This is a genomic window from Micromonospora saelicesensis, assembly GCF_900091575.1.
Lineage (GTDB): Bacteria > Actinomycetota > Actinomycetes > Mycobacteriales > Micromonosporaceae > Micromonospora > Micromonospora saelicesensis.
In genome coordinates this window covers 811,967-829,663 of record NZ_FMCR01000001.1, presented here as the reverse complement: position 1 = coordinate 829,663, position 17,697 = coordinate 811,967, and the positions used below count along the sequence as shown (strand labels likewise).

Genomic DNA, 17,697 nt, shown 5'->3' with positions numbered 1-17,697 from the left:
CCACTGTGGCGGGCCGTCGACCTGACGGCCCGCCACCCCGCCAGCGTCGTTCAGGCCGGGACGAGTTCCCGGCATCGGCGTAGGGCGGCCTGGGCCAGCGGCGCGTCCCGGCCCGCGATCCCGGCCTCCAACTCGGCCACCGCTCCCGCGGCCCGACCCGGATCACCGGCTGCGGCTGCCGCCTCGGCCAGCACCGACACGGCCTCGGCGGCCCACGCCAGGACGCCCTTTCCGCGTACCAGCGCCAGCGCCTCCGCCGCGTGCCGGACGGCCTCGTCCGGATGCCCGGTCACTGTGAGCCGGGCCAGCGCCGAGAGCGCCTGCACCAGCGGCCAGATCGCACCGACCCGCCGGGCGTCGGCCACCACCTCCCGCAGCGCCCGTTCGGCCACCTCGACCTCGTCGTGCCTCCCGCTCGCGGTGCCGGCGGTGCGGGCCAGCACTGTCGCCAGTTCGACCCGCGCGTCCAGCAGGGTGACCGGCATCCGCTCGCTGCTGGCGATCAACCGGCTGAGCCGCTCGGCGAGCCCGTCCAGTCGGCCGGCGGCCCGGTCCAGCGACAGTTCGGTCGCATCCACCAGGGACGTCAGCCGCTCGTACCCGGTCTCGTCGACCAACGCCCGACCGGCCGCCAGCAACGCTTCGGCCTGCTCCGGGTGACCGGCGTGCAGCGCGCCCTGCGCCCAGTTCAGGCAGGCTCGCGCGTGCTCGCGGGGCCGGTCGGCCAGCTCGGCGGACGCGCGCAGCTCGGAGATGATCGCCCAGGCCGCGGGGTCGCCCAGCTCCAGCAGCAGCGAGGCTCGGGCGATGCGGACCGCGAGGTGCGCCGCCGGATCCCCGCTGGCCGCGGCGGCGGTCTCCGCCTCCGCGCAGCGGGCCAGGTGGTCGTCGACGTGCCGGCCGACGACAGTGTCGGGGGCCGCCAGTACCGCGAGCGCCGGGGCCTTGCGGCGCGGCGCGCGCAGGTACGGCACTGCACGCTCGATCTCGGTGTACCCGCGCAGCGCCTCGCCCTGCTGACGCAGCATCCGCCCGAGCACCAGACCCAGCTCACCTCGGGCGCCCGGCGGCAGCCGACGGTCGGCGAGCAGCCGTTCCAGCACCGGGATCGCCTCGGCCTGGCTGAGTCCGTCGATGGCCGACCGGCCCAGCTTCGCGGCGAGCCGAACCCGTACCGGCCGGGGCAGCTCGGCGACGTCCATCGTCTGGAGCAGGAAGCTGGCGGCGGTCGCGTCGTCGCCGCGCTCGGTGGCCAGGTCGGCGGCCGCCTCGGCGTTGCGGACGAAGTCGGCCCCGCTGCCGGCCCGACGGTAGTGGTGCGCCAGTTGGGCCACCGGCCTCGGCAACTCCTGCTCCAACACCCGTGCCACCCGCAGGTGCAGCCACTCCCGGCTCTCCCGGGGCACCAGGTCGTACACCACCTGTCGGGCCAGGTCGTGGCGGAACCGCAGGCCGTCCCCGGCGTCGTGCAGCAGGCCCGCCCGGTGCGCGGCGGTCATCGCCGCGCCGATCGCCACCCGGTCCAGGCTGAGCACCGAGGCGAGGATGCGCTGATCGGGTGTCATCCCGAGTACGGCCGCCGCGCCGAGCACCTCCCGGGTGGCCTCGTCGAGCGGGCGCAGCCGCCAGAGCAGCACGTCACGCAGGACGAACGGGACACTGTCGTCGGCCAACGGGTCGCCGCCCCGCTCGGCGAGCGTTCGCAGCACCTCCTCGACCACGAACGGGATGCCGGCGGTGCGGTCGAGCAGGGTGGCGGTCAGCTGCTGCGGCGGATCATCGAGGCGCAGGGTGCGGGCCGCCAGCCGGCGTACGTCGTCGGCGTCCAGCGGGCTGAGCGCAACGCGCGTGACGCTCCACGGGGGCGTCCGGGCCAGGGCGTCGTGGATCGGCGTACTGCTCCCCGGCGTCGCGGTACGCGCAGTCAGCACCACGGCCAGCCCTTCCACCGGGTGGGTGCTCAGGTAGGCGAGGAGTTCGCAGGTCGCCGGGTCCGCCCAGTGCAGATCCTCCAGCAGCAGCGTGGCCGGGCTCAGCGCGGCGAGCACCGCTGCGACGGCGCGGAGCAGGCGATGTCGCTCAGCCGCTGGGTCGGTCAACGGGGGCGGCGCGTCCGGGAGTACGTCGGCCAGTTCGGGCAGCAGTGGCGCGAGGGCGCCGGCCACCGGGTTGAGCGGACCGAGTCGGTCGGCGCCGCCCCGGATCGCGTCCAGCAGCACGCCGAGTGGGAAGGGCTCGGGCACGTCGTCGCACTCGCCGATGAGGTGCCGCCCGGGGAGTTCGGCGAGCAGTTCGGCGACGAGTCGGCTCTTGCCGATTCCGGGCTCACCCTCCAGCAGGATCAGGCAGGGCGGGGTTGCGACGAGCCGGCGTAACTGGGCCAACTCCGCCGCCCGGCCGACGAACTCGACGGGCCCGCGCAGACGTTCGGGGCGGACGGGAGTTGGGCTCCCGCCGCCCCGTGTCTTGTCCTCGCCGCCGTCGATCACCGTGGGCCGAGCAGATCACCTCTGCCCGGCGCGACGGTGGGCCGGCGGACCGGCGGTGACCTGGGTCACATACCGGCCCGCCGGCCCGTCGGCACGGTCAGGACTGGACGGTGACCGGCACGGTCTTCAGCGAGCCGTCACCGTTGCGGAACTCCAGCACCCCGAGGTAGCGCTGACCCGGAGCGAGACCGAACCAGCGCACTGTCAGGTTCGCCGTCGTGCCCGGCCGCACGCTGCGCTGCTTCGGGTCGATGGTGAACCGGCCGGTGGACGTACCCGGCGCGCCCGGCAGGTAGCTGGTCACTGTGTACGCGTTAGCGCCGTCAGTGATGTTCTCGGTGAACTCCTGCTCGACGACCACGATGTAGTCCCCGGCACCGTCCGGCAGGGTCACCTTGGCGCCGTCCCGGCCGCTGGCCGTGGCGGTGACGAACTTCCCGAACTTGTCATAGACGTTGAGGCTGAACTCGGTGCACTCCATCACCCCCTCCTCGTCGTCCCAGTCGATGTGGGAGCAGGTGGGTCGCTCCGACGTCACCTGGACGAGTGGGCTGCGGGTCCCGGCTGGCACGTGCAGTGTGGTCCTGCTGATCGACGCCGGCAGCGGCACCGGCAGGTTGTTCGACGTGCTCCAGTCCCAGCTCGGCCCGTCGCCCTTGAGGGTGACCACGTTGCTGGTGCCCGAGGTGAGGCCGGAGAGCTGGGAGATCAGCTGACCCTGGTAGCCGACCTCGGCGGCGATCCGGACGCTGCCGAAGGTGCCCTTGCCGGTGATGGCGTCGGGGGCGACCAACCCGGAGTTGCGCACGACCAGCGGACTGCGTACCGCGTGCTTGAACTGGTCGCGCCAGGTCAGCGAGCCGTCGGCCCAGGTGTCGAACGCACCACCGGTGTTGGTGACCTCAACTGTGAAGCGGGCGCTCTTGCCCGGACGGATCTGCAGCTTCTTCGGGGTTACCTTGACCTGGTAGCCCGGCGGGGCCTGCACCGACGAGGAGTAGGTGCTGGTCTTGTCGCTGACGTTGGTGACCGTGCGGGTCACGCTCTGCTTGCCCACCATCCGGCCCAGCGAGATGGACGGGTAGTTGAGCTGTGCCGTGTCGATCGCGCCGATCGTGTCGCAGCCGTCCAGGTTGCCGAGCCCGTAGTCGCCGCCACGGTCGGCGGAAACCCCGCACAGGTACTGGATCCAGTCCTGCTGGTTGGAGTCGTACACCAGGCCCGGGTCGAAGGCGCTGCCCGGCTCGACCTGGCCGGCGCCGTAGTTCAGCGGAGTCGCGTCGTACGTGCCGATCTTGATCGGGTTGCCCTTGTCGGTCTTGTCCACCGCGCTGGTCATCAGCGCCGAGCGGACCGCCGCCGGCGACCAGCCGGGGTGCTTGGCCAGCAGCAGGGCGGCGATGCCGGCGATGTGCGGCGCCGCCATCGAGGTGCCCGACTCCAGTGCGAAGTCGTTGCCGCCGATGGACGGGGAGAACGCGGCGACGATGTCCTGACCGGGCGCGCTGATGTCCGGCTTGAGCAGCTCACCGGCGTTCAGGTTCGACGGGCCCGCCGAGGAGAACGCGGCGACCGCAGGCGCCTCGACCGTCTCCAGCTTGCTCGGCGAGATGGTCGCCGTGGCGTTGCCCTTGGCGACGTACGCGGTGACCGTGGCCAGGTCGACCTCGTTGATGTGCACGGTCGGCACGGCCTGCACGTCGGCGTTCAGGGAGTTCAGTTCCTCGTTGTACAGCACCATGCCGACGCCGCCGGCCCGCGCCACCTCGATGCTCTTGTCGGTACGCGGGATCTCGCCGCGCAGGCAGAGCACGATCGCGCCCCTGACCTTGGCCGGATCCAACGTGTCGTCGGCGCAGAGGCCGGCACCGTAGGCGCCGTCCGGGTCGATCGCGCTGTCCTTCGCGAAGACCAGTCGGGCCGGCCCGACACCGGTCTCACCCATGCCCACACCGGCGATGGTGGTGCCGTTGCCGAGGGTGAGCTGCCGGGTGTTCTGCCGGTCGGTCGTGCTCGCGGCCACAGTGGTCAGCCAGGGCGTCGAGTTGTCGACGGTGTTGGCGAACGGGCCGGAGTTGCCGGCGGCGGCGGCGACGAACACCCCGGCGGCGGCCGCGTTGAAGAACGTCGCGTCGACCGCCCCGAACCGCTCGGTGTCGTCGCCGATCGAGTAGTTGATCACGTCGACGCCGTCCGCGACCGCGTCGTCGATGGCGTGCACGATGTCGATGTCGGTGCCGGTCGCGCCGCCCGCGCCGTTGTCGTACATAGCCTTGTAGATCGCCAACCGCGCGGCCGGCGCCATGCCGGAGATCATGCCCAGGTCCTGGGTCCCCGACGTCGCCCGCACGCCGTGGATGCCGGCCGCGGTGCTGGCGGTGTGGGTGCCGTGGCCGTTGCGGTCGCGCGGCGAGGAGTAGTCGTCCGGGAACGCCTCGGCGATGCCGCTGTCGTTGTACCAGCGCGCCCCGATCACCTTGTTGTTGCAGGTGACCGGCGCTTCGACGCCGACATCGCAGGTGCCCTTCCACTTGGCGTCGATGATGGCCTGGTCGGGGCGCGGGCTGGGCAGCGGCGCGAAGCTCGCGCTCTCCGGCCAGTAACCGCTGTCGATGACCCCGATGATCACGCCCTCGCCGGCGTGGGAGTCTCCACCGAACTCCTTGTTCCAGACCCCGCCCTTGCCGGTCAGGCCCAGGTAGTCGGGGGTGTGTGAGGTGGCGGCGTGCACCTTCCGGCTCTCGTACACCGCTCGGACGCCGTTGGTGGCGCGCAGCCGGGCGGCCTGCGGCCCGGTCAGGTCGGCGGCGAAGCCGTTGAACGCGGTCTCCATGGTTACGCGGGTGCGCTCGGCTGGCACACCGACGTGGTCCAGCACCGACTTGCGCTGCTGGCGCAGGTGATCCCGGTACGCGTTGGCGTTCCCGGACGTGCGGTTCAGCTTGGCCCCGTCGGCCGGCTTGGTCGCCGCGATCCCGGGAACGCCGCCGGTGTAGGTGGCCAGCGGCTCCTCGGCGAGCTGGACGAGGTAGCGGGCGGTTGGCCCACTGCCGGCCGGCGCGGCGGTGGCGCTGGCGGGCAGGCTGGTCAGGCCGGCCGCGGTCAGCGCCACGGCGGCCAGCATGCTGACCCCGTACCTGGCCCGTCCGGTCCGATGTGTGTTCGGTTGTGGCACGTCGTTGCCTCCACGTTCGGTGCCGGCCGCCACGACTGATGACGGTGGCCGAAACCTAGGATCGGTACCGATCATCGAGAAGCACCCGTAACCTGGCTGTCATCTTGGAAACAAGCTCGTAACACAACGGGTACTTTGCGCGTCATTTGAGAGCGCCGACCTGGGGGATCTATGCCATTTGGTCGATTACCCGTGCCGTCTGTCGAGTCGGCCTTCGTGGTCTTCGACGCCCAGGACTCCGGATGCCTGTCCTACGGGGTCGAAGAGGCGGGCCGTCGTTGGCTCGTCAAGACGGCCACCACGGTCGAGGGCCGAGCATCCCTCGACCGGGCCGTCGCGGTGCACGCCGCCGTCAGCCACCCGGCCATCATCCGTCCCATCCGGACGGTCCACGGCGCGGCGGGTCCGACGCTCGTCTACCCCTGGTACGACGGCAGCGTCCTGAACCACGCCACCGTGCACGGTGCGGACCGCAGCGGGCTGACCCGATTCCAGCACCTGCCGGTCCCGCAGATCGAGGTGGCGCTCGACGCGATCCTCGACGCCCACCTCGCCGTCAGCGCCGCCGGCCTCGTCGCGGTCGACCTCTACGACGGCTGCTTCCTGTACGACTTCGTCGCCAGTCGGATACGCCTGATCGACCTCGACGAGTACCGGCCCGGCCCGTTCGTGCTTGCGGCGGATCGGCTGCCAGGTTCACGTCGCTACATGGCGCCGGAGGAGTTCGCCCGCGGCTCGGTCATCGACGAACGGACCACCGTGCACGCCCTTGGCCGCACCCTGCACCACCTGCTCGATTCGCCGGAGGGCTGGCGCGATCCTCGGGATTACCGGCCAAATTCACCAAAGGCCTGGCGGGGCACCAACGAGCAGCGCCGGGTCGTGGAACGAGCAACGAGGCAGGCGCCAGCCGCCCGATACCCCGACGTGCCAGCACTGGTCCGCGCCTGGCGGCTGGCGACACCCTGAAGCGGGCAGTGGTGCGCCCCGGCGGACGTGGGCCAGGCGTGCGGTCGCGAAGGGCAGAAACGGCGGGCGACCACCGGCCTTCGACAAGGTGGTCTACCGCAAGCGCAATGTCGTGGAACGCTGCTTCAACCGGCTCAAGCAGTGGCGCGACCTGGCCACCCGATACGCCAAAGGCGCATCCCTCTACCGAGCCAGCCTCGTGCTCATCGCCGCCATCATCTGGCTGGAATGACCCGATGACTCGCGTCAAGCAGTGACTTGCGCAGAGCTGACGAACCAGGAATCGGCTTCGACATCAATGGGCTCATCAACCCAAGGCTGCACGATGACGGCAAGCTGCGCCGTCACGGGCCACACGTTCACGACCCACCCGCCGGGTGCCACCTCAACATGCGCGCGCAGCGGCTCGATGACCTCGGATGGCAGCTCCCATGAGCGTTCGAGGACATCGTCCACATCGAACTTTTCAACCATGTTGACCACAACCACGGCGAGACTCTAGCCAAGACAACCTGTGACACCGATCCATGATCCGCAGCGTGGCTGGGCGCGGTGTAGGAACGGACGCATCTGCGCAGCCGCGGGTCGGTGATGTCGGCGGGCAGTAGGTGGGCGCGCCGTCAAGCGCCCGGGAGCAACCCGCTTCCGTTGAACAGGTGAAGTGCCTCTCCGCGTCGTTGAGCAGGCGGTGGAGCGGCTGCGTCCCGTCGAGCGGGCGATGCGTAGCGCCAGCCCGGCCCCGGCCACCGCGAGCAAATCCCGTCGCCCGGGAACGCGCTGTTGTGGTCGCCCGGTTTGAGGGGCTGGTTGGCGTCTGCTGGCTGTTCTTACGTTCGGCGGTGGTAGTGGTTGCGGCGGGGGAGTTGTTCGGGGTCGAGCCAGGCGGGTGGGGTGAATTCGGGGTGGCCGTCGCTTCCGAGTTGGACGGTCCAGTCGTTGTGGTGCAGGTGTCGGTGGTGGTGGCCGCAGAGGAGGACGGCGTTGGTGAGGCTGGTGGTGCCGCCGTCGGCCCAGTGGTGGATGTGGTGGGCGTCGCACCAGCGGGGTGGGCGGTCGCAGCCGGGGAACGCGCAGCCGCGGTCGCGGAGCACGAGGGCGCGGCGTAGCGGTCCGGTGATGAGGCGGCGTTGTCGGCCGACGTCGAGGACCTGGCCGGTGCCGCTGAGGACGGCGGGCAGGATGCTGGCGTCGCAGGCGAGTCGGCGCACGGTGTCTGGTGTGAGGTTTAGGTCGGTGTCGAGGGTGCCGGTGGTCAGCTGTCGGGTCAGCGCGTCGTAGTTGGTGGTGATGACGATCTGGGCGGGGTCGCCGCCGTTTTCGGGCAGTTCGCCGGTTCGGAGGGTGAGTCGGCAGATGTCGGCGAGGGCGTCGTGGCGGCGTTGCCCGGGGGAGCGTTTGTCGTCTGGTCCGGAGTGTGCGGTCAGTGGGTCGATGGCGGCGCGGAACAGGGCGGCGGTTTCGGTGTCGAGGGTGCCGGTGAGTCGTAGTCGGCCGTCGGTTTGTTCGGACAGGGTGAGGTGGCGGTCGCGGGTGGCGCGGTGTGCTTCGGCGTCGAGGGCGGCTTGGGTGGCGGCGTCGGCGATGTCGGGGGCGACGTGGTCGAGGATGCGGGTGCCGAGTTTGCGCAGGTGGGTGGGGTCGAATTGGCTGGCCCAGCCGACGAGCACACCGACGGCTTTGTCGGCGGTCTCGGCGTCGGCCGACCTGTTCACGGTGTCGACGGTGTCGGTGATGACCCGGGCCTGGTCTTGGCTTATGGCGCCGTCAGCCAGCGCTTGTCGGATGCCGGGGTTGCCGGTGTTCAAAGCGGTGGCAAGGTCGATCAGGCGGCGGGCGGCGGGGATGGTGAGTCGCAGGCGTTCGCGTAACCAGACCGCGGTGCAGGAGGCTCCTTGGGTGCGGGCGATGCCGCGGCCGTCGACCTCACGGATCAAGGTGAGGGTGACGGCGGCAAGGCGTTGCTGAAGGCGGTGCGCGGCGTCGAGCGCGGCGATCAGGTCATGTTCCGGCAGGGCCCAGGCAGCGGCATCGGCGCAGGCAGCGATCGCGTCGTCTGCCTGCGCCAACTCCTCGACCATGACCCGACACTAGAACAGATGTACGACACTTTCAGTCACCATGATCGATTGAATTGACGGCAGCCGACGCGAATCTGGCAGGCCATGCTGCGACTGCACAAATGCCGGCAGCTCCGCCTCGGCGAATGGTCGTAGGTGAATGCCGTCGCCCCTCGGGCCTTCCGCGGCGGCGGGCGCGGCGATGGTTCGTGGCCAGGAGGAGTTGCCGGACCGGGGGTTACCGCCCGACCTGAGTGGCGGCAGTGCGGCCGTCCGGCAGTGGCCGGAGGTCTCAGTCGCGCCGGACGAGGCCCGGGCCGGCGATGATGTCGATGTCGCCGTCCGCGATGTCGTGGCCGGCGGCGCAGCGGAGCACCGCGCGGACCGGCTCGCCGCAGTCGTGGTGGGTGGCGACGACGGAGGGGCCGGTGTCGGTGGCGGCCCAGGTGTCGCCCCAGTTGCGCAGTGCGGTGATGACGGGCAGGAGTTCGCGGCCCTTGCGGGTGAGTTGGTACTCGTGGCGGGTGCGCTGCCCAGGCTCCCGGTAGGGGATTCGTTCGAGCAGTTCGGCGGCGACCATCTCCTTGAGGCGGGCCGCCATGGCGGGCTCGCCGACGCCGACCCGGCGGACGAAGTCGTCGAAGCGGCGCGTGCCGAGCAGGGCCTCGCGCAGGATCAGGACCGTTGACCTGCTGCCCACGATGTCCATCGCCCGGGCCACCGAGCAGTTTTCGCTCGTCCAGGAATCGCGATCGCCTCGTAGGTCCTCCATGCCCCCAGCGTACCTGACTTGCATGGAGGCTAGCCAGGTGCTTCACTGAGTCGAGCTGACTTCAGCGTACGCAAGTCAGACCACCAGCCTGAAGGATCTTCAGTGACCACTAGCGCCACGGCCCCGACCCCACCCGGAGCGACCCCATCCGGAAAGACCCCACCCGGGCCGGCGGCCCCCGCCCGCTCATCCCTGCGCGGCTCCCGCCCGGTGACCCTGATCGCCATGTGCCTGGGCGCGATGATCACGTTCCTCCAGATCACCGCGACGGTCTCCGCGTTGACCACGATCCAGCAGGACCTGCGGGTCGACCCCACCACTCTGGTCTGGATCCCCAGCGCCTACACCCTGATGGTGGCGAGCGTCGTGCTGTCCGCGGCCACCCTGGGTAGCCGCTACGGGCGTAAGCGCATGTTCGGTGCCGGGGTCGTCGCGATGATCGTCGGCGCGGCCGTCGTGGCTGAGGCTCCGACCGTCGGATGGGTGATCGTCGGGCAGTTGGTTGCCGGCCTCGGCGGGGCCCTGATCCTGCCGAACAGTCTGGCGATCCTCGGCGCGACCTTCACCGATCCGCACCGACGGACCGAGGTCATCACCGCGTGGTCGGCGGCGTCCGGCATCGGCCTCGCGATCGGCCCGCTCATCGCCGGCTTCCTGCTGCGGCACTACCAGTGGCACAGCGTCTACCTGTCGACGATCGCGCTGGGTCTGGTCACCCTCGTCGTCGCCGTCGTCGGGGTGGCCGAGTCGCGGCCGAGCGCCGCCCGACTCGACGTGCCCGGCCTGCTGCTGGGCACCGTCGCCATCGCGGCCGCCGTCTACGCGCTGATCCAGGGCAGCAAGACCGGCTACACCAGCCCGGTGGTGTCGACGGCCTGGGTCGTCGCGGTCGTCGCACTTGTCGCGTTCGTCCTGGTCGAGCTGCGGGCCAGCGCGCCAATGCTCGACGTGCGGCTGTTCCGGTCCGCGTCGTTCAGCGCCGTCATGGTCGTCGGCGCGGTGTCGCTGTTCGGTTTCACCGGCGTGGCGATCCTGCTGGTCCTCTTCCACGAACGTGCCCAGGCGCTCAGCCCGCTGGACACCGGCTGGCGGATGCTGGTGCTCTTCGGCGCGTACGTGCTGGTCGCCTTCGGTGCCGGGCGCGCGATTCGTCGTACCGGATTCAAGGCGCCGTTGACCCTCGGCCTGGTCCTCGGTGCGGTGGCCAGCTTCGCGCTGGCGAACCAGGGGCCGACCACGTCGTTCGGTGACCGCTGGGTGCTGTTCGCGTTGTTCGGTGCGGCCGGCGGCCTGGTGGTGGCCCCGGCGACGGCGGCGGCGTTGGCCAGCGTCGTGCCCGCCCAGGCCGGTATGGCCTCCGGCGCGGTCAACGCCGCCCGCCAGGTCGGCTCGGTGCTCGGCTCGTCACTGCTCGGCACGCTCCTCACCACCACGATGGTGGCCGACCTGCCGGACCGGCTCGCCGCGCACCACATCGGCGAACCCACCCGTACCGCCGTGCAGGCAGCGGTGGCCTCCGGCGCCAACGGCGGCCAACCGCTGCCCGACCCGGTCCGGGCGGCGATCGCGGAGGCACTGACCTCCGGTGTCCAGGCCGGGTTGCGGGTCAACGGCGTCGTCTTCCTCGTCACCGCAGTGCTGGCGCTCACCCTGATCCGCAACCGGCCGCACCAGCACTAGCTAGGAAGCCAACGCGTCCAGTTCCTCGATGGCGTCGGTCGGCAGTTTCAGGTCGGCAGCCGCCATGTTCTCCCGCAGGTGCGCCACGCTGGAGGTGCCGGGGATCAGCACGGTGGTGCGGGAGCGCTGGAGCAGCCAGGCGAGGGCGACCTGCTGAGGTGAGGCACCCAGTCGGGCGGCCACGCCGTCGAGCGTGTCGGACTGCAACGGCGTGAACCCGCCGAGCGGGAAGAACGCCGCGAACGCGATGTTCTCCGCCGCGCACCGGTCGACCAGGGCGTCGTCCTGCCGGTTGGCGACGTTGTAGAGGTTCTGCACGGTGACCACCGGCGCGATTGCCTGGGCCTCGGTGAGCTGGTCGAGCGTGACGTTGCTGAGACCGAGGTGCCGGATCAGGCCCTCCTGCCGCAGCTCCGCCAGGGCGGCGAACTGCGCACCGAGCGGCTCGCCGGTGGTGCCCTCCGCCACGCCCACCCGTAGGTTGACCACGTCGAGCACGTCCAGGCCGAGGTGTTCCAGGTTCTCCCGTACCTGGGCCTTGAGGTCGTCCGGCTCCAGAGCCGGGATCCAGGAGCGGTCGGCGCCGCGTCGCGCGCCGACCTTGGTGACCAGGTGCAAACCCTGGGGGTACGGGTGCAGCGCCTCGCGGATCAGCTCGTTGACCACCACGGGCCCGTAGAAGTCGCTGGTGTCGATGTGCCGGACGCCCAGGTCGACGGCCTCGCGGAGCACGGCGAGCGCCTGCTCGCGGTCGCGGGGCGGGCCGAAGACACCCGGGCCGGCCAACTGCATCGCCCCGTAGCCCATCCGGCTCAGGGTGAGGCCGTCAGCCGGGGTGAGGGCACCGCCGGGAAGGTTCTCGCTCATCTCATCCTCTGTCCGTTGTCGTCGTGACATCTGTGGCCGTGAGGAACCGGCCCTCCGACGACTGTCCGTCGGCAGCCGCCCGGGCGGCAGGGCGAGCTGTTCCTGGTAGTGACACAGCCAGTCACCGGGCCGCCCGGCGATCTACCGTCGGTGGCATGGACGCAACGAACCCGCTCGGCGACTTCCTGCGCGCCCGCCGGGAGCAGACCCGGCCCGAGGACGTCGGGCTCGGCCCGGGCGTTGGCCTGCGTCGGGTGCCGGGGCTGCGGCGTGAGGAGGTGGCGATGCTGGCCGGCATCAGCGCCGACTACTACCTCCGGTTGGAGCAGGGGCGCGAGCGGCACCCTTCGGTGCAGGTCCTCGATGCCCTCGCCGGGGTGCTGCGGCTGGATCCGGAGGCGACCGCGTACATGATCGGGTTGAGCCGTGCGCGGTCGCGCCGGGCGTCCCGACCGGCCGCCGAGCGGGTCCCGGCCAGCATCCTGCACCTGCTACGGCAGCTCTCCATGCCGGCCTTCGTGCAGAATCGCTACCTCGACATCCTGGCGTCGAACCCGATGGCGAGGGCGCTGTCGCCGAATCTCGCCCCGGGTGCCAACCGACTCCTCGCGGTGTTCCTCGACGAGGCCGAGCGGGAGCTGTTCCGCGACTGGCGGCAGGCGATGCAGAGCGTCGTTGGGCAGATGCGTGCCGACTCGGGCGGCGCCACCGACGACCCACGGTTGACGGCTCTGGTGGGCGAGTTGTCACTCAAGAGCGATTGCTTTCGGCAACTGTGGGCGCGCCACGAGGTGCGTCGACGGGAGGGCATTGTCAGCCGGCTGCACCACCCGGAGGTGGGCGACCTCGACCTGTACTGCGACAAGCTCGCAGTGGCGGGCGCCGACGGGCAGCTGCTGGTGATCTACCACGCCGAGCCCGGTACGGAGTCCGCCCGCTCGTTGGCGCTGCTCGGCTCGATCGCCGCCAGCACCGCCGACGACGCGCCGGACAGCCGCCGACCCGGCGACCCGGCCCGCCTCTATCCGCTGGAGTGACCCGGTCAGGGCCGCTGCGGGGCCACCTGGGTGGGGATGTGTTCGTAGCGCTTGCGCATGGTCTCGCTGGCGGCCGGGCCGGCGGCGAACACGAAGTCGGCGTCGTCGAGCGGGCGACCGGTGCTGCGGTCCACGATCACCGGGTCGGCCTCCAGCCCGGTGGTCCGGTCGACGAGGATCATGCTGCGCTCGCTCGGATCGAGGCGTGAGTTACCCCAGGCGGCGAGGGCGACGACGACGGGGCGCAGGCTGCGGCCGAGGTCGGTGAGGACGTACTCGTAGCGGTCGGGCCTGGTCTGGTAACGGCGACGTTCGAGCAAGCCCTGACCGGTGAGGGTCTTGAGCCGGCTGGTCAGGATGCTGGAGGAGACGCCCAGGTTGGCCTGGAACTGGTCGAACCGGGTGTAGCCGTCGAAGGCGTCGTGCAGGATCAACAGCGTCCACCACTCGCCCACGTGGCCCAGCGCGCTGGACAGCGGGCATTCGCGGTCCTCCAAGCGGATCTTCCCGGCCACAACTGTGCCCTCTCCCGAGTAGGTGCTAGTGTCGAAGTTATTAGGTGCTATTTCAGAAGTAACTATACGACGTCCTGGTGGCGTGTGCTTCATGCTGCCCAGCGGCGTCCGGAAGGGGCTCCAGTCATGACTGTCACCCAGGCCGCACCGGCCATCATCCGCCGCTACTTCGAACTCGCCGGCCGGCCAGACTCCGAGGACTACTTCGCCCTCTTCGCCGAGGACGCCGTGGTCGAGGACGAGTCGAACGAGTACCGGGGCATCGAGGCCATCCGCGCCTGGCGTCGCGCCGTGCCGCTGGTGTCGTACGAGATCACCGACGTCGAGGACACTCCCGCCGGCACCGTCGTCACCGCGACGATCACCGGCGACTTTCCCGGCAGCCCGTTCGCCGGCCTCCGTTACCGCTTCAGCGACTACGACGACACCGCGATCCGGCAGCTGCGCATCGCCCCCTGACGACTGCATCGCCCCCTGACGACTGCGTTGCGCGCTGGCGACCGCATCGCCCCCGGACGGCCGCGTCGCGCGTTGGCGGCCGAGCGGAGGGCGGGATGACAGGGTGCCGGGCTTGACGGTGCTTGTTTGTGAGTGCACACTTACAAACATGCGATCCACCGCCGAGGCCCGCCGGGTCACCGTCCTGAACGCCGCGGTGTCGGTGTTCGCGCGCGCCGGCTTCCACGCCACACCGGTCACTGCCGTCGCCGCCGCCGCCGGCATCTCCGAGGCGTACGTCTTCCGACTCTTCTCCGGGAAGCTCGGCTTGTTCGTGGCGGCGGCCGGGGCGTGTTTCGACCGGATCGCCGACGCGATCGAGGCGGGTGCGGAGCGCGCCGGGGGTGACAGCCCGGAGGAGATCCTCGACGCCATGGGTGGTGCCTACGCGGAGCTGATCGCCGACCGCGACCTGCTGCTCTTCCAGGTGCAGGCGCAGGCCGTCACGGATATCCCGGAGGTCGCCGAGGCGGTGCGGGCCGGCTACCGGCGGGTTGCGACCTTCGTGCAGAGCCGGGCCCGGGCCAGCGACGCGCAGGTGCAGCAGTTCTTCGCGTACGGCCAGTTGTGCCACCTGATCGTGACCGCCGGCCTGGAGCAGGTCCCGGAGCCCTGGGCGCGTGCCCTGACCGCCGGCATCCGCCACCCCTGACCGACCCCGATGCTGGGCCGCCTCGGCGGCCCAGTCTTTTGACCCAACAAGTGTGTGAGTGCACACTTACAAACAAGGGAGAACCCCAATGACCACCGAGACGACCATCACCGAAGTGGTACTGCCCGGCGTGGTGGAGCCCGACGGCCTCCTGCTGCACCGGCGCCCGATGCCCGTCCCCGCCCCGGGGCAGGCGCTCGTCCAGGTCGAGGCCACCGGCATCTCGTTCGCCGAGCAGCAGATGCGCCACGCGCTCTACCCCGGCCAGCCGAAGTTCCCGTTCGTGCCCGGCTACGACCTCGTCGGCACCGTCCGGGCGGTCGGTCCCGGCGGCGACGACGCACTGGTGGGCACCCGGGTGGCGGCGGTGACCAAGACCGGTGCCTGGGCCACACACGCACTTGTCGACATCGACGCCCTGGCCCCGGTGCCCGTGGGCCTGGACCCCGCCGCGGCCGAGACCGTCGTCGTCAACGGGGTGACCGCCTGGCAGATGCTGCGGGACGCCGACCTGACGGCCGGACAGACCATCCTCGTGCACGGCGCGAACGGCGGCGTCGGGAGCGTGCTCGTCCAACTCGGCCGACACCTCGGCCTGCGGGTCATCGGCACCGCCGCCGAACGGCACCACGCCGGGCTGCGCGAACTCGGCATCGAACCGCTTGACTACCGCGACCCGGACATGGCCGCGCGGGTCCGCGAGCTGTCGCCGGACGGCGTCGACGCCGTCTTCGACCCGGTCGCCGGCCCGGGCGTACGCACGTCGTACGCCCTGCTCGCCCCCGGCGGCAAGCTGGTCGTCTACGGCAACGCCGCCGCCGTGGGCACCGGGCAGTCGGTCGTGTGGGTCTTCGTGAAGCTGCTGACCCGCCTCTACACCTGGAACGCGCTGCCCAACGGCCACCGGGCCGGCTTCTACAACTTCTGGGCTGGCCAGCTCACCCGCCGCGCCGCGTTCCGCCGTCGCCTGCGTACCGACCTTGGCATCGTGCTCGACCTGCTGCGGCAGGGAGTGATCGTGCCGCAGATCGCCGCCCGCTACCCGCTCAGCGAGGTCTCCGCGGCACTGGTGTTCGCCGAGAACCGCAGCCGGGCGGGCAAGGTGGTGCTGGAGCCCTGACCGCCGGCCGGTCCAGGGCGCTGGTGCGGCGGGCCGCCGCGAGGGCGTACGGTGAACATGTCGCCCGGGGGACCCCGGTGGCCGCCAGACGCCGTCGCCACCAGCCCGCCAGGGCGTTACCGCTCATCTTCTGCATCGCCTCGACGCACAGGTCGTGTCGGCTGATCGCGGACCGCGTCCCGACCGACCGGTCGCCGCGTCGCCGGCCTCCGGCGATCGGTTGCCCGACGCGCGCACTCGGGTTCACCCTCCGTGCAAATTGTTCCGAACGCTTAATTAGGGGAGTACCAGATGAGGATCGCCAGGGACCGAATCGTCGCCGCACTTCGAGACCGAGGTCAGCTGGCCCGGGCCGCCTGGGTCGAGCGCGAACTGCCCGAGCAGGTGGACCCGGCCAAGCACTCCGGGTTGCTCGCCACCCTGAACCTCAACCCGGCGGATCTCGTCGACGCGCCATCCCAGTGAGGGTGGCGCTGCTCGGGCCGGGCGCCAGCGGCTCGTGATCACGACGCGCCCTGGCGGCGCGGAGGCGACTCGGTGGACGCCGGGTGCGCGGCGGGCGAGGTAGCCTCACCGCTCGCACTAGTGCTCCTGCGATCGGGGAGGACAGGGGGAGGTGAAGCATGGCCGACATCGGCGAGGTGGTGCGTTGGTTGCAGCTCAACGCGCCCCGGGGCGGTCCGGACGAGGTGTCGCAACTGGTGGCCCGTGCGGCGCCCGCGATCGATGCCAGCGAGATCGTGATCTATCTGGCCGACTACACGCAGACCCTCCTCGTGCCGCTGCTCGGCGCGGGTCTCGACCGGGACCAGTTGCCGATCGAGACGACGCTCGCCGGCCGGGCCTTCACCACCCTCGACATCCAGCGCGCGCCCGACAACCCGGATCGGGTGTGGGTGCCACTGCTGCTCGGGTGCGAGCGGATGGGCGTACTGGAGATCGTCTCCCCGGCCGCCGCCGACGAGACGATGGACGCTCCGGCCTGGGAGGTGGCGGTCAACGTCGCCCAGATCCTGGTGAACCGCCGGCTCTACGGTGACGTGGTCGAGCGGATGCGTCGGCGGATGCCGATGCAGGTCGCGGCCGAGATCGTGTGGGGCCTGCTTCCGCCGCTGACCTTCGCCACCGACGATCTGGTGGTCACCGCCATCCTCGAACCGTGCTACGACGTCGGTGGCGACATCTTCGACTACGCGTTGAACGACGACGTGCTCAGCGTCGGGCTCTTCGACACCTGCGGGCACGGCATCAAGGCGAGCACCCTGGCCTCGCTGGTGGTCAGCGCGTACCGCAATGCCCGTCGGTGTGGCCTCGACCTGGTCGATACCGCGATCAGCATCGACCGGTGGGTGCGCTCCGAGCACCCGAACTTCTTCGCGACCGGGTTGCTCATCGAATTGGACCGCCAGACCGGCCGGCTCAGCATGATCAACGCGGGGCATCCCGGTGCGATGTTGCTGCGTGACGGCAAGGCCGTTCGGGAGCTGCCCGGGCCGACCGTGCTGCCGCTCGGCCTGGGCCACCTGTCACCTCGCCGACCGCGGGTGCACGTGGAGAACCTGCACCCGGGCGATCGCATCCTCGCCTACACCGACGGCATCACCGACGCCCGTAGCGCGGAGGGGGAGCAGTTCGGGCTGGACCGGCTCGTCGACTTCGTCAACCGCGCCCTGAACGACGGGTTGCCCAGCCCGGAGACGATGCGTCGCCTGGTCCGCGCGGTCGTCGGCTACCAGGACGACCAGCTCGACGACGACGCGACGGCCCTCTTCGTGGAGTGGCGGCCTCCGCACCTGCCGCTCGCGCACCTCCGCGACCTCGCGACGCTCCGACCCTGACCGCGCGCAGTGGGATTTTGCACTCGCA

Annotated in this window: 15 protein-coding genes and 1 pseudogene; 9 read left to right on the top strand and 7 right to left on the bottom strand. The window is 70.9% G+C overall.

The window, feature by feature from the left end; genetic code table 11:
- Positions 1-50: 50 nt before the first annotated feature.
- Positions 51-2,489, bottom strand: a complete 2,439-nt coding sequence (locus GA0070561_RS03935) for an ATP-binding protein (protein ID WP_091395024.1) — start codon at positions 2,487-2,489, stop codon at positions 51-53.
- Between the two features lie 97 nt (positions 2,490-2,586).
- Positions 2,587-5,613, bottom strand: coding sequence for a S8 family serine peptidase (locus GA0070561_RS03930; RefSeq protein WP_091397328.1), 3,027 nt, complete (start codon positions 5,611-5,613; stop codon positions 2,587-2,589).
- 243 nt (positions 5,614-5,856) lie between these two features.
- Here GA0070561_RS03930 and GA0070561_RS03925 point away from each other — a divergent pair, with 243 nt between their 5' ends.
- Positions 5,857-6,633 (top strand): protein kinase family protein, encoded by a 777-nt coding sequence (locus tag GA0070561_RS03925; protein ID WP_244166052.1) that lies wholly within the window; start codon positions 5,857-5,859, stop codon positions 6,631-6,633.
- Between the two features lie 31 nt (positions 6,634-6,664).
- A pseudogene (locus GA0070561_RS03920) lies at positions 6,665-6,865 on the top strand (transposase); the annotation flags it as partial.
- Positions 6,866-6,879: 14 nt separating this feature from the next.
- Here the strand turns inward: GA0070561_RS03920 and GA0070561_RS03915 are convergent.
- From GA0070561_RS03915 to GA0070561_RS03905, 3 genes are all read right to left on the bottom strand, one after another.
- Positions 6,880-7,122, bottom strand: coding sequence for a hypothetical protein (locus GA0070561_RS03915; protein WP_091395019.1), 243 nt, complete (start codon positions 7,120-7,122; stop codon positions 6,880-6,882).
- A 338-nt stretch (positions 7,123-7,460) separates the two neighbouring features.
- Positions 7,461-8,711 carry an HNH endonuclease signature motif containing protein gene (locus tag GA0070561_RS03910; RefSeq protein ID WP_091395017.1) on the bottom strand — a complete coding sequence of 417 codons (1,251 nt, stop codon included), beginning with the start codon at positions 8,709-8,711 and terminating at the stop codon, positions 7,461-7,463.
- Between the two features lie 271 nt (positions 8,712-8,982).
- Entirely contained in the window at positions 8,983-9,462 is a 480-nt protein-coding gene (locus GA0070561_RS03905) for a winged helix-turn-helix transcriptional regulator (RefSeq protein ID WP_091395015.1), read from the bottom strand.
- 102 nt (positions 9,463-9,564) lie between these two features.
- Between GA0070561_RS03905 and GA0070561_RS03900 the strand changes: the two genes are divergently transcribed.
- Positions 9,565-11,142 carry an MFS transporter gene (locus tag GA0070561_RS03900; protein WP_244166051.1) on the top strand — a complete coding sequence of 526 codons (1,578 nt, stop codon included), beginning with the start codon at positions 9,565-9,567 and terminating at the stop codon, positions 11,140-11,142.
- Here GA0070561_RS03900 and GA0070561_RS03895 read toward each other — a convergent pair whose 3' ends face one another.
- Entirely contained in the window at positions 11,143-12,009 is an 867-nt protein-coding gene (locus GA0070561_RS03895; protein WP_091395011.1) for an oxidoreductase, read from the bottom strand.
- Positions 12,010-12,164: 155 nt separating this feature from the next.
- Between GA0070561_RS03895 and GA0070561_RS03890 the strand changes: the two genes are divergently transcribed.
- On the top strand, positions 12,165-13,046 hold the full coding sequence (locus tag GA0070561_RS03890) for a helix-turn-helix domain-containing protein (RefSeq protein ID WP_091395009.1): 882 nt from the start codon (positions 12,165-12,167) through the stop codon (positions 13,044-13,046).
- Positions 13,047-13,051: 5 nt separating this feature from the next.
- Here GA0070561_RS03890 and GA0070561_RS03885 read toward each other — a convergent pair whose 3' ends face one another.
- The gene (locus GA0070561_RS03885; RefSeq protein ID WP_208603680.1) at positions 13,052-13,543 is read right to left on the bottom strand and encodes a winged helix-turn-helix transcriptional regulator; all 492 of its coding nucleotides are present in this window, start codon (positions 13,541-13,543) and stop codon (positions 13,052-13,054) included.
- Between the two features lie 144 nt (positions 13,544-13,687).
- Between GA0070561_RS03885 and GA0070561_RS03880 the strand changes: the two genes are divergently transcribed.
- The 5 genes from GA0070561_RS03880 (at position 13,688) to GA0070561_RS03865 (ending at position 17,669) form a co-directional block, all read left to right on the top strand.
- On the top strand, positions 13,688-14,020 hold the full coding sequence (locus tag GA0070561_RS03880) for a nuclear transport factor 2 family protein (protein WP_091395005.1): 333 nt from the start codon (positions 13,688-13,690) through the stop codon (positions 14,018-14,020).
- Positions 14,021-14,168: 148 nt separating this feature from the next.
- The gene (locus tag GA0070561_RS03875) at positions 14,169-14,711 is read left to right on the top strand and encodes a TetR/AcrR family transcriptional regulator (protein WP_091395003.1); all 543 of its coding nucleotides are present in this window, start codon (positions 14,169-14,171) and stop codon (positions 14,709-14,711) included.
- Between the two features lie 88 nt (positions 14,712-14,799).
- Positions 14,800-15,831, top strand: a complete 1,032-nt coding sequence (locus tag GA0070561_RS03870) for a medium chain dehydrogenase/reductase family protein (RefSeq protein ID WP_091395001.1) — start codon at positions 14,800-14,802, stop codon at positions 15,829-15,831.
- 291 nt (positions 15,832-16,122) lie between these two features.
- The gene (locus tag GA0070561_RS33460) at positions 16,123-16,296 is read left to right on the top strand and encodes a hypothetical protein (protein ID WP_167362336.1); all 174 of its coding nucleotides are present in this window, start codon (positions 16,123-16,125) and stop codon (positions 16,294-16,296) included.
- Between the two features lie 158 nt (positions 16,297-16,454).
- Positions 16,455-17,669, top strand: coding sequence for a PP2C family protein-serine/threonine phosphatase (locus tag GA0070561_RS03865; RefSeq protein WP_091394999.1), 1,215 nt, complete (start codon positions 16,455-16,457; stop codon positions 17,667-17,669).
- Positions 17,670-17,697 lie beyond the last annotated feature (28 nt).

Coding starts and splice junctions, on each gene's coding strand:
- GA0070561_RS33460 (WP_167362336.1), top strand. CDS start 16,123: ATGAGGATCGCCAGGGACCGAATCGTCGCCGCACTTCGAGACCGAGGT.
- GA0070561_RS03870 (WP_091395001.1), top strand. CDS start 14,800: ATGACCACCGAGACGACCATCACCGAAGTGGTACTGCCCGGCGTGGTG.
- GA0070561_RS03895 (WP_091395011.1), bottom strand. CDS start 12,009: ATGAGCGAGAACCTTCCCGGCGGTGCCCTCACCCCGGCTGACGGCCTC.
- GA0070561_RS03875 (WP_091395003.1), top strand. CDS start 14,169: ATGCGATCCACCGCCGAGGCCCGCCGGGTCACCGTCCTGAACGCCGCG.
- GA0070561_RS03880 (WP_091395005.1), top strand. CDS start 13,688: ATGACTGTCACCCAGGCCGCACCGGCCATCATCCGCCGCTACTTCGAA.
- GA0070561_RS03905 (WP_091395015.1), bottom strand. CDS start 9,462: ATGGAGGACCTACGAGGCGATCGCGATTCCTGGACGAGCGAAAACTGC.
- GA0070561_RS03930 (WP_091397328.1), bottom strand. CDS start 5,613: ATGCTGGCCGCCGTGGCGCTGACCGCGGCCGGCCTGACCAGCCTGCCC.
- GA0070561_RS03890 (WP_091395009.1), top strand. CDS start 12,165: ATGGACGCAACGAACCCGCTCGGCGACTTCCTGCGCGCCCGCCGGGAG.
- GA0070561_RS03910 (WP_091395017.1), bottom strand. CDS start 8,711: ATGGTCGAGGAGTTGGCGCAGGCAGACGACGCGATCGCTGCCTGCGCC.
- GA0070561_RS03865 (WP_091394999.1), top strand. CDS start 16,455: ATGGCCGACATCGGCGAGGTGGTGCGTTGGTTGCAGCTCAACGCGCCC.